We start from the raw sequence: 13,275 nt of genomic DNA, 5'->3' as shown, positions 1-13,275 counted from the left end.
CTTTAGATTAACCGCCGCCATAGAACGGTTATCGCGGATAAACCATTTAAAAGGAGCCTTTTCATTAAAGGCTTTTTTTTCTGCCCGTAGGCGTTCGATTTATAAGCTGCTTTATCCTTCGCGACGAGATAACTATAAGCGATTTTCCGTTCAATTGCCTCAGTAAGTGATAGCGCAAACGGGGCACTATCAATGACCAAAATCGACTCTGTATTTAAAAAACTAGACCTCGCATCTAAATTATATGTTCCGATAATACTTAAATAATCATCAATGACCATCGATTTTGCATGAATGGAATACGGACCTTCATATTCGTACAAATGAACGCCTGTTTTCATCAGTTCCTTTTTCGTGCTTAAGTAACCTGCAAAAGCTAACGGATTTGGCGTCGCTGTAAGAGAATTCGTGACAACTGTCGTTTGAATCCCGCTAGCTAAGGGAGTGAGGCCGTCTTTCATGGGGCGTGTCGGGATGACATAGGGCGTCTGTATGAGCACAGAACGCTTTGCCCGGTGAGCAAGATCGTTTAGTTTTTTCAGCACAAGAGGACGCTTATTGAAACGCTCCACAGGATTTGTAAAAAATGCAATCTGTTTCACTGAGGTGCCATCTGCTGCCCAATGAAAGGAGGACATCACAAAAGGTTCTTTCGCATGCACTGCCTCCTGATAGGATTTAAGCAGTTTCTTTCTTAGTTTTAAGCCTTTTTTTGCTTTTTGTTTGGAGAATACAGCTTTTGTTCTTTTCGTAAAGTCATGATTCCATAAATAAACAAAATATTGCTCCATTTCATCTAATACTTTTCCTTTTTTGTCGTTATAGAGCAGCACATCGCGGTCAAATGCAAAGTCTTTCGGCGGCTGATCTGCAAAGTATTTATCACCGATATTTCTTCCGCCCATGACAGCCACTCGGCCATCTACCAGCAGAAGCTTATCATGAAGGCGGTTATGCCACGTCCATGGCTTAAATAACCGAAAAGGCTCATAAAAACGAATGGCCATGTTCGGGTGATTTGCCACGGCATATCGTAAATCTTTCAGCGGTCCACGCAAACTGTGGCAAATGCCGTCTAAAAGCAGCTGGACTTTCACTCCTCGATCAGCGGCTTCAATTAAAGCACCTAGTACCCATTCGGCTGTTTTTCCCTTTTGAATGGAATAATAACTAAGGCGGATCATCCTCTTTGCCTCACGAATCATTTGGATTCTGGCCTGACCAGACTCAAATCCATCGTCAAGAAGCATTACTTGATTTGTGCCCTGATCGTCGCCTGAGATCGAAGAGGCTTTATAGATACAATGTTCTTTGCATGTTTTTTGTATCGGTAAATAAAACAAAACAAACGCGGTCAAAAAGACATAAACGACATAGAGAAGGATCAGATAAAACAAAAGATGAAGCATACGGATCAGCTCCTTTCACATAGACACAACTTTTCCTTAGTTTATGTCAAAATTAAAATTTCACTCATTTTCGCCGTTCATCAAAATATATGACAAAAGAATCATCTTGTTTTTATTGGGCATTTAATTATAGTATGAAATGAATAAGGGGGAATCGAATTGAATGAATCATTATTTAACATCCCAAGCGATGTATATCAAACGTTAAGTGAAACAGAACGTTATTTACTCAATTATATTCACCAGCATTTAGAGGATATCTCCACCTTATCCATTGTCACTTTAAGCGAAAGAGCCAATGTTTCGACTGCCACGATAGTCAGGCTGATGAAAAAAATTGGCTATAACGGCTATACATCCTTTAAATATCGATTGAAACAAGAAAAGAAAATGACAGATGCAAGCGACCAGCTCAAAAATATTGATGAAGACATCAAACTAGCGATTCGGAAAAATGAAGAAGAGGTTTTAAAAACGATACAGCTGCAAAGTATTGGGCAAATTGAAGATGCCGTTCAAAAAATACATAATGCAGACAAAATTTATATTTTCGGCAGAGGCTTCTCAGAGATGATCGCCAAAGAGATGACCATCAAATTACAGCTCATCGGGAAAACATGTGAAGTACACGACGATCCGAATATCATTCGGCTGAAATCGCGAGACATTGAAAAAAGTGAGCTTGCTATCTTTGTTTCATTAAATGGCGAAACAGCTGAGCTTGTTGAAGCGTGTCAAAACCTCAGTATGAAGCAAGTCACAACCATTACGGTGACGACAAGAATAGATTCTACATTAAGCAAAATATCAGATATGACACTAGTCGGATATAAAGGGGAACAATCTTTCTTCCCAGATTATGAAGTCAGATCCCGCCTGTCTCTTCATGTCATTGCCCGCATTTTACTCGATGCCTATGTGATCCGAATGAAATAACCAATAAGAAAGCCTTCGAGACTTTGATCTGGAAGGCTTTTTCTCATGAAAACCTTTACACATTCTGAAAACATTTTCACCGAATCGTATGAGATACTTTCTTTAGAGAAAAGAAAGAAGGTGAAACCAATTGATTTATACCTGCACCTTAAATCCTGCTATTGACCTATATATTGCATTAAAAGAAATGCGGGCAAATGCAGTCAATCGCACAGAAGATGAAGATTATCAGCCGAATGGAAAAGGCGTGAACGTGTCGATTATGCTAAAGAAATATGGCTTCACCAGCACCGCATTAGGATTTATTGCTGGGTTTTCAGGCTCTTATATTGAACAATCTTTAAAGGATCTCTCCATTCAAACCGATTTTATCTCGGTTGAAGGCATTACACGCATTAATGTTTTTATCAATACGACAGAAGAATACAAACTCGTGAATCAAGGCCCTGCAATTGAAGAAAAAGCGCTTCACGCCTTTCGTGAGAAAATTGCGGCTATCCCGCAGGGAGGCATCCTCATCATGTCAGGCAGTCTGCCAAAAGGCGTTCCTGCCAGCATTTTTTCAGAAGTAGCAGCTATTTGTCATCAACAGAAGGTCAAGTTCATTTTAGACACAAGCTCAGCAGCTGTTCTTGAGACGCTTCAATACAAGCCGTATTTATTAAAACCGAATGAAGAAGAAATTGCAGCTTTTTTCGGCAAAACACATCCTTTGTCAGAAAAAGAACTCATTCAATCAGGAGAGAAGCTCATTGAGATGGGTGCAGAGCAAGTGCTTATTTCCCGCGGGGGAGAAGGGGCTTTATTCATTACGAAGGACGCAGTGTTTAAAGGAAACGCACCAACAGGCACTGTCGTAAACACAGCTTGTTCTGGAGATGCGATGCTCGCAGCTTTTCTTAGTAAACACCTTGAAGAACATTCACCTGAACAATGCTTACGCTACGGCATTGCAACGGGAGCATCCACTGCGTTTTCAAAAGGCTTAAGTGATTTACATGATATTGATTCATTGATTGAGCAAGTACACATTCAGAAGATATAAGGGGGAATAACACATGAGCCGTAAAAAAATTGTCGCTGCAACCGGCTGTCCAACAGGTATTGCACACACATTTATGGCAGCTGAAGCATTAAAAATCGCTGCTGAGCAGCTAGGGGTCGACATTAAAGTCGAAACGCATGGTCAAGTAGGAATTGAAAACGCTTTAACTGATCAAGACATTATGGAAGCAGATGGGGTCATTGTGGCAGCTGACAAAGATGTAAATACAGATCGTTTTCACGGCAAACCACTGATTGAAGTGCCTGTAGCGAAGGGTATCCGCACGCCAAATGAACTGATCCAAGGCATTATCAATGGAGATGCCCCCGTTCATCAAGTGAAAGGAAGAGCTTCTGGAACAGAAAAAACATCTGCTCCTACATCAGCTCAACAAAAGTCGGCAAATAAATGGATACACACGATCTATAAGCACTTAATGAACGGTGTATCACACATGCTCCCATTTGTTGTTGGAGGCGGTGTCTTAATTGCCCTTTCTTTCTTATTCGGTATCTACTCTGCTGATCCTAAACACGAAACGTATCATCCATTTGCTGCCTACTTGAAAAGCATTGGCGGACTTGGCTTCAGCTTAATGGTACCAATTTTAGCAGCATTTATCGCTGATTCGATCGCAAAACGCCCAGGGATGGTCGTCGGATTTATAGGTGGTCTCCTTGCAAATGATGGAGGTGCTGGATTCTTAGGTGGTATTATCGCAGGTTTTGCAGCAGGATATATCATTTTATTGCTTCAATTCTTGCTTCAAAAATTACCAGCATCACTTGATGGATTAAAATCAATCTTCATCTATCCTGTCATCGGTATTTTCTTAATTGGGGCTGTCATGACCCCGTTGTTAGTTCCAATCACAGGGCTAAATAATTCCTTAATGGACTTTCTTTCATCTGTACAATCCACAAATCCGCTGCTTTTAGGCTTAATTGTTGGAGCAATGTGTGGATTTGATATGGGCGGACCCTTTAACAAAGCAGCCTATGTCACAGGAACGGCTTTACTTGCAGAAGGTAACCTTTACTTCATGGCAGGTGTGTCAGCAGCATGTATCACACCGCCGCTTATCATTGCGATTGCCACAACGATTTTCCGAAAACATTTCACGCCACAAGAACGAAATGCAGGGGCAATCAACTATATTCTAGGAGCGACACATATTACAGAAGGAGCCATCCCATTTGCGGCCAAAAACCCGGTCGTTGTCCTGCCAATTATCATGTTTGGCTCGGCCATCTCTGCTATATTGACATATTTGTTTGGCGTACAGGTTCCAGCTCCGCATGGTGGATTCCTTGTTCTTCCGGTCGTCACAGGTGCATTCCAATGGGTGCTTTCCATACTAATCGGCTCACTCGTAGGTGCGATTCTCTACGGACTTTACCGTAAAAAAATAGACAACCCCGCAGTTTAAAACGGAGGAGGAGAAATGATGGAACATATCTATATGAATCTTCACGAAACAGCTTCTTCACAGGCTGGCGTGTTCTCAGCCATTGCTGACATTGCCTACAAAGCAGGTATTTGCACCTCACCAGAGGATGTCAAAAAAGGGTTAGCGGAAAGGGAAGCACTGAGTACAACCGGATTTCAAGATGGATTTGCCATTCCGCATACTCAAACAGAAGCCATCACGAAACCAGCACTTGTGATCGTCCGCACGGAAACAGGTATTGAATGGGACGCTTTTGATGGGAAGCCTTGCTTTTTCTTCTTATCCTTACTGATCCCTAAAAGTGAAGCAGGGACGACTCATTTAAAAGCTCTTTCAGCCCTTTCACGAGGCTTAATGGATGAAACGAAACGTCAAAAACTGCTGGAAACAAGAACAAATGAAGACATGCTTGCTGTATTAGAAACGGATATTTTAACTAGAGAGGATGTTTGATCATGCCTTTACTTTCAACAACACCAATGCTTGAGGCTGCGAAAAAAGAACAATACGGAATTGTGGCATTCAATGTACACTCCTTTGACAGTATCTATTGGGTGCTCGAAACTGCTGCAGAATTAAAGTCACCTGTGATTCTGCAAACAACGGTTGGAACGGTTCAATCTCTTGGAGCAAAAGCGATTGCAGATACAGTGAAGGCGGCTGCTGATCAATATCAAATCCCAATCGGTCTTCACCTGGATCACTGTACAGACTTTGATGTGATTCTCACCTGTATCAGGGCTGGATATACATCCGTTATGATCGATGCATCTATGCACTCATATGAAGAAAATGTACGCCGCACAAAAGAAGTCGTGGATCTTGCCTTAAAAGTCGGTGTAAATGTCGAAGCAGAGCTAGGCAAGGTAGGCGGTGTAGAAGATGATATCGTCGTCGACGAAAAAGATGCTGAAAAAGCCGTTCCATCAGAATGCCGTCAATTTGTAGAAGAAACTGGGGTGCCTACTTTAGCGCCTGCGATTGGTACTGCCCATGGCATTTATAAAGGGGTGCCGGATATTGACTTTGACCGCATTGAACAAATTGCAGCGCTGGTCGATGTACCACTTGTCCTGCACGGTGGTTCCGCTGTACCAGATGAGGACGTCAAGCGATGCGTTGCACTTGGTATGGCAAAGGTGAATGTCTCAACTGAACTGAAAAATGCATATTCCGAAGCGATACGTGATCATTTCTCAAACGAACCTGAAAGCTTAGATCCGCGTATGTATTTACAAAAAGCAAAACAAGCAGCAAAAGACATGGTCCAATCGAAAATACGAATCGTTGGCAGTGAGGGCAAAGCCCATCCGTTATATCAATAAGAAAAAAAGCAGAGCCGCTATCGCTCTGCTTTTTCACATTATTCGTTTTCCTTCATTTCATTAGATGTGCGTACCCGTGCATTTCCCATAAATACGACCGTAATCGCCGCAAGTGCAATCGGGAATAATGCAAGCAAAAATACGTACGTAATACTTTGTGACATCGCATCGATGACTTTATTTAAAATATCAGTCGGAATTTGTGAGCGGGCACCTTCTTGGAAAATAGCCTGTGGATCGCTTATTTGAGAAGGGGCTCCTTTCATTCCGCTAAAGGCATCAGCTAAACGATTTGTCAGTACATTGGTTTGAATCGTTCCGAAAATTGTTACACCGAGCGTCATTCCAAGTGATCTCATAAATGAATTGGTCGAGTTTGCACTGCCTCGGTAGCGCGGCTCAAGATCATTCATTGAAGCTGACGGCAGAAGGGAGAAGCTGAACCCGACGCCAAAGCCTGATATCATCATAAAGAGTGTGAGCCACAGTCTTGCTGTATCTGGTGACATATTGGCAAGCAGCAGCATCCCAGCGAAAAATGAAATGACAGAAATAGTCATAAGACGTCTGAAAGGCACCTTCGTCTGCATCGTTCCGCCAATCATACTGCCAATGACTGATCCAATCATCATCGGTGTTAAAATGAACCCTGCACTTGTCGCAGATTCACCGTACACCGCCTGCACGAAAATAGGAATAAAGACAGCAAGAATAATAAATGTCCCGCCATATAAAAACGCCAAAATTTGAGATGTTGCAAATAATCGATTTTTAAACATCCAAAATGAGATAATCGGCTCCTCAGCCTTACGCTCAACAATAAAGAAGATCGTACCGAACACAAGAAACACAGCAAAAAGTGTGAGGATTTGCACCGAATCCCAAGCATAAGATTTACCGCCAAGCTCAAGCGCGAACATTAAGCTGACAACCGCAACGACAAGTGTAATAGCACCTGACCAGTCGATTTTCTGCTTACGATGTTCAAGCGATTCCTGATAGTATCTGGCGATCAAGAAGACACTGACAATACCAATTGGCACATTAATATAGAAAACCCAATGCCAGCCGATCGAATCCGTAATAATAGCACCTAAAAGCGGTCCGAGTACACTTGATAAACCAAAGACTGCTCCAAACATCCCAGACATTTTTCCGCGCTTTTCAGGCGGGAAGATGTCAAAGATAATCGTAAATGCGATCGGAAGAAGTGCACCGCCCCCAAGCCCTTGAATGGCTCGGTAAATAATGAGCTGATCCATCGTTTGTGCGATACCGCACAGTGCTGATCCAATTAAAAAGAAAATAAGTCCAAACAGAAAAAAACGCTTTCGACCATACATATCAGAAAGCTTTCCGTAAATAGGCATTCCCGCCATCACTGACACCATATAAGAAGCCGTCACCCAAGCAAATTTATCAAAACTGCCTAAATCTGCTACGATGCTTCCCATTGCTGTTGCAACAATGGTATTGTCCATCGCTGCCATAAAAATCCCTAACAGCAAACCGATGACAACAAAGCGAGTGGATACCTTGCCTTTATCCACATGATTCATTTCATTTACCTCCTGCTTACGTTCTCTCATTATTTTTGCTATGATCAACTTAACCATAAAGTAAGAGAACATTTATCTTGATGATCAAGATAAATTGATTTTAAAGGGAGGAGAACAAGTTGTCAATAAAGAACGAGGCTGAAGACAGAGCAGCCCAGATCATACATACAATGAGGCGGCTCGCCACACGAACCGTCTTGTTCCACCAAGCGGCCGCTCAATCGCTCGGCCTTTTTCCAACAGATCTCAAATCCGCCGATTTATTAAACGAACTCGGCCCTCTCACAGCAGGAGAATTAAGTGAAAAAACAGGTCTTAGCTCAGGTGCGGTCACAGCTCTTATTGACCGGCTTGAAAAAGCGGGCTACGCCAAAAGAGAAAAGGACCCAAAAGACAAACGAAGAGTCATCATTGTTCCTCTAACAGCGGGGAAATCACAGGTAAAAGAACTCTTTCGATCCTTATCAACATCAACGAAGGAACTCACAAATGAATACAAACCAGAAGAATTAGATTTAATTATTCAATTTATAACTGAAGCAGCAGATATTATGGAGCAAGAGCTGCAATTGCTGAAGTCTAAATTGTAAAAAGTACACTGATGCGGGTGTGCTTTTTTAAGTGCATTCCTAATTCATGTAGGGATTGCCTCGACTAGTGACATCTTCCTTACCATGGAAGTGCTCTATAACAATTTTATAATGAAGTAGCTTAAAAAATATTTATTTAAAAGATGTTCTAAATATCGCATCATAATTATTACTGACAAAAGTGGAGCTAAAGTATTCTATTGAAACATTGTTCATTTACATAATAAGTACTGTTTTTTGTATCAATATTCCTATTTAATGACAAAATCTTTATTGGTAAAATTGACCTTGTCAATGAATAGGAAGGAGTGAATTCTGCTGGGGAAGATACTTGATGCAAAAGCACTAACAAGTGCCATGGACACAAGGGCAAAACACTATCAGGAACTCCGCGAACAAATGGTAGATTTAAAAAAGGCATTACAAGGTGTGGCCAACCTCGGTGACGACTTCACTGGGAAAGGTGCCGATAACATTAAAAGCTTTTATAAAGAGCTCGCTGGAAATGTAGACATGTTTATTAGCTTCATTGATAAGCAAAAAGCCTTTCATGAAGGTGTTTCTGGGACACTGGATGATACGAGCTTTGGCGGTGATACCTTTATAGAAGAACACTTTTTAGACAACGCAGTACATATGGGCATCAAAAACGCCAAAAGCATTGTAAAGGATCAAAAAAAGGCACTCAAAACCATTTTTCAAGACATTGATGACCTCATTTCTCTAGAGGTATTTGATAGTCAAACCTTTGATGAAAAAATAGAAGATGCGGAAGATGAACGAAAAAAGACGGTCAAAGATCTAAGAGAGCTCGATCAAAATTTAAAAGATGAATATGCTTTGTCAGAGACGGAACAGCAAGCTACAATGGCATTGTACGCTGAAATGATGAATGCGACAAATGACGGAAAAGCGATTTCGCCTATGAATTTTGACAAGAAAGCGTATCAAAATAGCGAAATCTACAAGGCAAAGAGCGATATTGAGAAGCAAACTTCTGAATATCTGAAAATCAAAAAAGAACAAGAAGAAGCCCGTAAGATCGCAAAGGAACAAGAAGCCCTCGCCAACCGCCCTTGGTATGAAAAAGCCCTCGATTATGGTGGAAACATCGTGAATGAACTGACTGGCGTAAACGATGCAAAACGTGCCGCAACAGGCGTTGATCCAATCACAGGCGAGGAACTCACCGCAGGCCAGCGAGTCGCGGCAGGAGGCATGGCAGCAGCAGGCTACATCCCAATCGTCGGCTGGGCAGGCCGCATTTTCAAAGGCGGAAAAGCTGTCTATAAAACGACCCAAGCCACATCAGCCGCAGTCAGGGCAGTCGATATCTACAAGACATCACAAAAATCCTTTGACGCCCTGAAAACATCTCAAAAAGGTTTATATGGCCTCACCGCCACCAACGGCTTCAGCGAAGCAATTACAGGCCGAGACATGTTTGGAAACAAGATCTCAAAAGAACAGCAGGAAGCGAGTATGAATGCGGCTCTGGGGATGCTTTTGCCGATCGGGGCTAAAGGGTTTCATGGGAAGATGGGGATTAGGGGTATAGATGATGCTTCTTTAACCAACAAAAGTAATTTATATAGAGGGGATAGTTTACTACACTCTCCAACTAGACCAAATGGAATTGGTAAACCTCATATATCAAGTTCAGGTGATTTAGTACCAGCTAGTAAAGAAGGTTTATATAAAGGACGAGAAGTGACTGTTACAGAGCATATACTTGGAGGTTATAGAAAAGGAGCTAAATCTAATAGCCCTTATACTAGTTTTACAAATAACAAAAATGTTATTGGAAATTATGGAGAAAATGCAATTGAACTAAACATATCAGCTTTAAGGAAAGATATACAGTCTGGAAAGCTAAAAGGTGTTGTTATACTTTCTCCAAAACAAATTCAAAAGTTGATTGAAAGAGATGTTACTTGTTCTGATTTTTGGAAGAAAAGAGCGATTAATTGGACTAAAAGGGATAATGAGTATTTGATTAAAGGGGAAGTTCCAAGCCAATATATTAAGGTTTCACCTAAGGAGTGAGAATTGTGAAATTATACTTTCTAAACGAGTTTTTAGGAGATATACGCGATATTAATGTTGATGGTATGTGGGTTAATGGTGAGATTACCCCTTCAAATAATATAGACAAATTTAATGATTTTTTCGCAGCACTTGTTGATGAAGAAAATGATTTTGTAGAAGCAAATTTTAATGAAGAATGGTTAGAGGATAACAATTGGTACATTATTGATGATGAAAATAAAAGAAGGGGGATATATATACCTGCAGTTTATCCTGATAGGGAAATTAGCTGGCGGTGGAGATGATTTACAGAATTTATAGATTATATAAAACCTTGATGGGCTAATGCCTTTCAAGGTTTTTGGTGTTTATTGGACTCTGGACTCCTATCCGAGAAAAAACCGACCAAAAGGAGAATGGGGACCTTTTTTCCTGTGTGGATCATCGTATATAGAGACAAGCAAAACTAGGCACTCACAGCTTTTATGGTGAGTGTTTTTTGAATGAGGGATACTTCACATCATTTTCTTTGAATATAGATCTGAAAAAAGTATAGATGTTAAACAGTGAAATAGCCAAGCCATTTTAACGGCGAACTTCTTCATAAGAAAATGAAGTGGGTACAATAAACAGAAAAACATCCTCTAATAATGCATAGAGAATGCTACTCTGTTTAGAAGAGGAAATAATTTTAATTTATTTGTTCAATCAGATTCACAAATTCGAGTTCAATATTCCCCTTTAATTTTAAAAAATGACCCACGAATCGTTCCAGCAAGTTTAGACTTCTGCCTAGCAAATTTAAATTTCCCTTCTAATTCCTTTGGTACTTCCATACCTTCAGAAAGCTTAAAACCAACAGCACGTTTTTTCGGATCATCCAATGTATACAGGACGTTAATTGCAAGACCATCCTCATAAAAGACGTAAGTCCATTTGATATTTTCCACTTGAAAACTTGCCGTTTCTAAAGGTTTTGCTGCAAACTCTAGTTCACGTTCTTCTTTTAACACTCGGTTCACATAATCAAGGGTATCCTGACTTTCGCTGGCAGGTAATACTGTAAATTCATGCTTATATTTGTTCATAAAGTAACGAGCCTCATTAGCTCGTAAGCCAGCAAGTGCTTCTGCTACAGGTGAAGACTCTAAACCAATCGTAGACACATTTTTAAAATCAACGATATAGGCCATTTCTATCCCTCCATATCCTTCTTATTTTCCTACAACAGGAATCCACATCTCACCAAGTAATAAGTCGTTTCGCTGCCCCATCTCTACCACTGCATTTGGTCCACCAACATAGGCGAAATTCTTCGCTTCAGGCAAGACTTGACCAAATGCAATACCAGTAAGCGTTTGATGCAATTCATCAGCGGTTTTAGCTTCCCCTTTAACGATTAGATATTCCCCTTTAGGAAATTGAATTACTCTGTCCGCTTCTGGTAACGATTCCTCTGTCATGACCCCGACATAATGCATCATCTTGTTATTTACCGCTTCGTTTACGATAAAAATATAGTCATTTGAGGCAATGGCTTTTAAGGTGTCAAGCTTACCTTCTTGTGTGACTGCTTGCCAAAAGTCTGCTTTTTCCTTCGTTATGCCCGCATAGTCTGTGTAATGACTTTTAAGTTCAGTTCCAATACCTAACACGTGAAAGCTGTCTTTTTGTTCTAGTATAAAATCTGCCATATTCAACACTTCCTTTTGAAAAATTGATCAAATGTTTTTTCTTTTCACTTGATAAATATATAATAGGCTTAAATCATGTCAAAAAATGATACTATTTAGGGGGATCAGATGAAAAAAGTTGAACGGATTAATACCATCATGCGGTATATTAACAACCGCGCCAACTTTACAATTTCTGAAATCATGAGAGAATTTCATATCTCTCGTTCGACAGCAATTAGAGACATCAGAGAAATTGAAGCTATGGGGATGCCGCTTGTCGCTGAAGTCGGAAGGGACGGGGGATATTTTGTGATGAACAATTCCGTCCTGCCAACTGTTCGTTTTACCGATAATGAAATTAAAGCTCTTTTTATTGCCTTTATGGCCACAAGAAACCAACAACTCCCTTATTTAAAGAGTCGCCAGTCTTTAGCTGAAAAATTACTAGGACTCATCTCAGAAACCCAGCAAGATGACCTTGTTCTGTTAAATCGCCTCTTGCTATTTGAAGGGACTAATCCGAATAATCCTGATCTGCTTGATTTGACAGATCTCCCTCATCCCATGTTAGAAAAATTAATCCAACTGCTTATTTTGGATCGATATTTACTGATTACCATGAGAGAGGAGAAAGTGATGAAGTCCTATCCTATTTACCTCTTGAACCTTTATCGTGAAAAAAGCCTTTGGCTGATTGAAGGCTTTGATTTAAAGGAAGAGAAGAAACGGATTTTGCCTGTCGACAACCTCACAGATGTAGAACCATGCTCTACAAAAAATCGATTAAGCAGGAAAAAGATTTTAGAAAAACTAAGTAAGCAGGAGGAAGTGATCAACCTTGTCCTTGAACTTGGTCCAAAGGCAATTGCACAGTTCAAAAAATACCATCCTTTCAAAATGTCAATTTCTTATACGAATCCTTACCAAACTACAGCCATTTTAAAGACTTTTATCGATGTTAATCATTCAGAAGAAATAACGGAAATGACAAATTGGCTACTTTTCCTAGGCGATGATATTAAGATCCGGGAAATGCCTGTAGAAATCAAGAAAAGTTTACAAGAGAGACTACTCCTATATTGTCCATAATCAATGCTGGTTAGACCTCATGGTAACCGTACCATAAGTAAATAGGTTTTTTTAAAAAGTGCCTCTTCCTTAACTGGGAAGGCATTTTTATATTGTAGAGGGATCTAACTCCTTCATATTAGTTTGAACCATTAACTCTAGAGAATTTATCTAAAAGTCCTTGTGCTT

The 13,275-nt window shown here is 40.5% G+C and carries 13 protein-coding genes; 9 read left to right on the top strand and 4 right to left on the bottom strand.

The genetic code is table 11. The annotated features are described in order from the left end of the window. Positions 1-2 precede the first annotated feature (2 nt). Entirely contained in the window at positions 3-1,409 is a 1,407-nt protein-coding gene (locus NSQ76_RS09800) for a phospholipase D-like domain-containing protein (protein WP_341053526.1), read from the bottom strand. Positions 1,410-1,568: 159 nt separating this feature from the next. Here NSQ76_RS09800 and NSQ76_RS09795 point away from each other — a divergent pair, with 159 nt between their 5' ends. The 5 genes from NSQ76_RS09795 (at position 1,569) to NSQ76_RS09775 (ending at position 6,165) form a co-directional block, all read left to right on the top strand. After that, the gene (locus NSQ76_RS09795; RefSeq protein WP_024425669.1) at positions 1,569-2,345 is read left to right on the top strand and encodes a MurR/RpiR family transcriptional regulator; all 777 of its coding nucleotides are present in this window, start codon (positions 1,569-1,571) and stop codon (positions 2,343-2,345) included. 130 nt (positions 2,346-2,475) lie between these two features. Further along, positions 2,476-3,390, top strand: a complete 915-nt coding sequence (gene pfkB / locus NSQ76_RS09790) for a 1-phosphofructokinase (protein WP_034624360.1) — start codon at positions 2,476-2,478, stop codon at positions 3,388-3,390. A gap of 13 nt (positions 3,391-3,403) precedes the next feature. After that, the gene (locus NSQ76_RS09785) at positions 3,404-4,819 is read left to right on the top strand and encodes a PTS fructose transporter subunit IIC (protein ID WP_034624362.1); all 1,416 of its coding nucleotides are present in this window, start codon (positions 3,404-3,406) and stop codon (positions 4,817-4,819) included. A gap of 15 nt (positions 4,820-4,834) precedes the next feature. Then, the gene (locus NSQ76_RS09780; RefSeq protein ID WP_025093184.1) at positions 4,835-5,293 is read left to right on the top strand and encodes a PTS sugar transporter subunit IIA; all 459 of its coding nucleotides are present in this window, start codon (positions 4,835-4,837) and stop codon (positions 5,291-5,293) included. A gap of 2 nt (positions 5,294-5,295) precedes the next feature. Further along, the gene (locus NSQ76_RS09775) at positions 5,296-6,165 is read left to right on the top strand and encodes a class II fructose-bisphosphate aldolase (RefSeq protein WP_034624364.1); all 870 of its coding nucleotides are present in this window, start codon (positions 5,296-5,298) and stop codon (positions 6,163-6,165) included. A 38-nt stretch (positions 6,166-6,203) separates the two neighbouring features. On the opposite strand, the gene NSQ76_RS09770 is transcribed toward NSQ76_RS09775, so the two are convergent. Beyond that, a complete protein-coding gene (locus NSQ76_RS09770; protein WP_034624366.1) occupies positions 6,204-7,724 on the bottom strand; it encodes an MDR family MFS transporter in 1,521 nt (506 codons plus the stop codon). A gap of 170 nt (positions 7,725-7,894) precedes the next feature. On the opposite strand from NSQ76_RS09770, the gene NSQ76_RS09765 reads away from it, so the two are divergent. The 3 genes from NSQ76_RS09765 (at position 7,895) to NSQ76_RS09755 (ending at position 10,647) form a co-directional block, all read left to right on the top strand. After that, positions 7,895-8,314: a MarR family winged helix-turn-helix transcriptional regulator gene (locus tag NSQ76_RS09765; protein WP_051582029.1), complete on the top strand. Its 420-nt coding sequence runs from the start codon at positions 7,895-7,897 to the stop codon at positions 8,312-8,314. Between the two features lie 357 nt (positions 8,315-8,671). Next, positions 8,672-10,360 (top strand): ribonuclease YeeF family protein, encoded by a 1,689-nt coding sequence (locus NSQ76_RS09760; protein WP_445661662.1) that lies wholly within the window; start codon positions 8,672-8,674, stop codon positions 10,358-10,360. Positions 10,361-10,365: 5 nt separating this feature from the next. Next, entirely contained in the window at positions 10,366-10,647 is a 282-nt protein-coding gene (locus tag NSQ76_RS09755) for a hypothetical protein (protein ID WP_025093189.1), read from the top strand. A 423-nt stretch (positions 10,648-11,070) separates the two neighbouring features. Here the strand turns inward: NSQ76_RS09755 and NSQ76_RS09750 are convergent, their stop codons facing one another. Together NSQ76_RS09750 and NSQ76_RS09745 are read right to left on the bottom strand one after the other, a co-directional pair. Further along, positions 11,071-11,535, bottom strand: coding sequence for a hypothetical protein (locus NSQ76_RS09750; RefSeq protein WP_034622069.1), 465 nt, complete (start codon positions 11,533-11,535; stop codon positions 11,071-11,073). A gap of 21 nt (positions 11,536-11,556) precedes the next feature. After that, positions 11,557-12,036, bottom strand: a complete 480-nt coding sequence (locus tag NSQ76_RS09745; protein ID WP_034622067.1) for a GyrI-like domain-containing protein — start codon at positions 12,034-12,036, stop codon at positions 11,557-11,559. Between the two features lie 108 nt (positions 12,037-12,144). Here NSQ76_RS09745 and NSQ76_RS09740 point away from each other — a divergent pair, with 108 nt between their 5' ends. Beyond that, on the top strand, positions 12,145-13,107 hold the full coding sequence (locus NSQ76_RS09740; RefSeq protein ID WP_034622065.1) for a helix-turn-helix transcriptional regulator: 963 nt from the start codon (positions 12,145-12,147) through the stop codon (positions 13,105-13,107). Positions 13,108-13,275 lie beyond the last annotated feature (168 nt).

The sequence above is a fragment of the Bacillus sp. FSL M8-0256 genome, from assembly GCF_038005765.1.
GTDB lineage: Bacteria > Bacillota > Bacilli > Bacillales > Bacillaceae > Bacillus > Bacillus safensis.
Note: the sequence above shows the minus strand (reverse complement) of the source record. Positions and strands in the feature narration are given on the sequence as shown.

What these genes read in the sequence shown, in the direction of transcription:
- NSQ76_RS09750 (WP_034622069.1), bottom strand. Translation starts at nt 11,535, where the DNA reads ATGGCCTATATCGTTGATTTTAAAAATGTGTCTACGATTGGTTTAGAG.
- NSQ76_RS09800 (WP_341053526.1), bottom strand. Translation starts at nt 1,409, where the DNA reads ATGCTTCATCTTTTGTTTTATCTGATCCTTCTCTATGTCGTTTATGTC.
- NSQ76_RS09785 (WP_034624362.1), top strand. Translation starts at nt 3,404, where the DNA reads ATGAGCCGTAAAAAAATTGTCGCTGCAACCGGCTGTCCAACAGGTATT.
- NSQ76_RS09770 (WP_034624366.1), bottom strand. Translation starts at nt 7,724, where the DNA reads ATGAATCATGTGGATAAAGGCAAGGTATCCACTCGCTTTGTTGTCATC.
- NSQ76_RS09760 (WP_445661662.1), top strand. Translation starts at nt 8,672, where the DNA reads ATGGACACAAGGGCAAAACACTATCAGGAACTCCGCGAACAAATGGTA.
- NSQ76_RS09745 (WP_034622067.1), bottom strand. Translation starts at nt 12,036, where the DNA reads ATGGCAGATTTTATACTAGAACAAAAAGACAGCTTTCACGTGTTAGGT.
- NSQ76_RS09780 (WP_025093184.1), top strand. Translation starts at nt 4,835, where the DNA reads ATGATGGAACATATCTATATGAATCTTCACGAAACAGCTTCTTCACAG.
- NSQ76_RS09765 (WP_051582029.1), top strand. Translation starts at nt 7,895, where the DNA reads ATGAGGCGGCTCGCCACACGAACCGTCTTGTTCCACCAAGCGGCCGCT.
- NSQ76_RS09740 (WP_034622065.1), top strand. Translation starts at nt 12,145, where the DNA reads ATGAAAAAAGTTGAACGGATTAATACCATCATGCGGTATATTAACAAC.
- NSQ76_RS09775 (WP_034624364.1), top strand. Translation starts at nt 5,296, where the DNA reads ATGCCTTTACTTTCAACAACACCAATGCTTGAGGCTGCGAAAAAAGAA.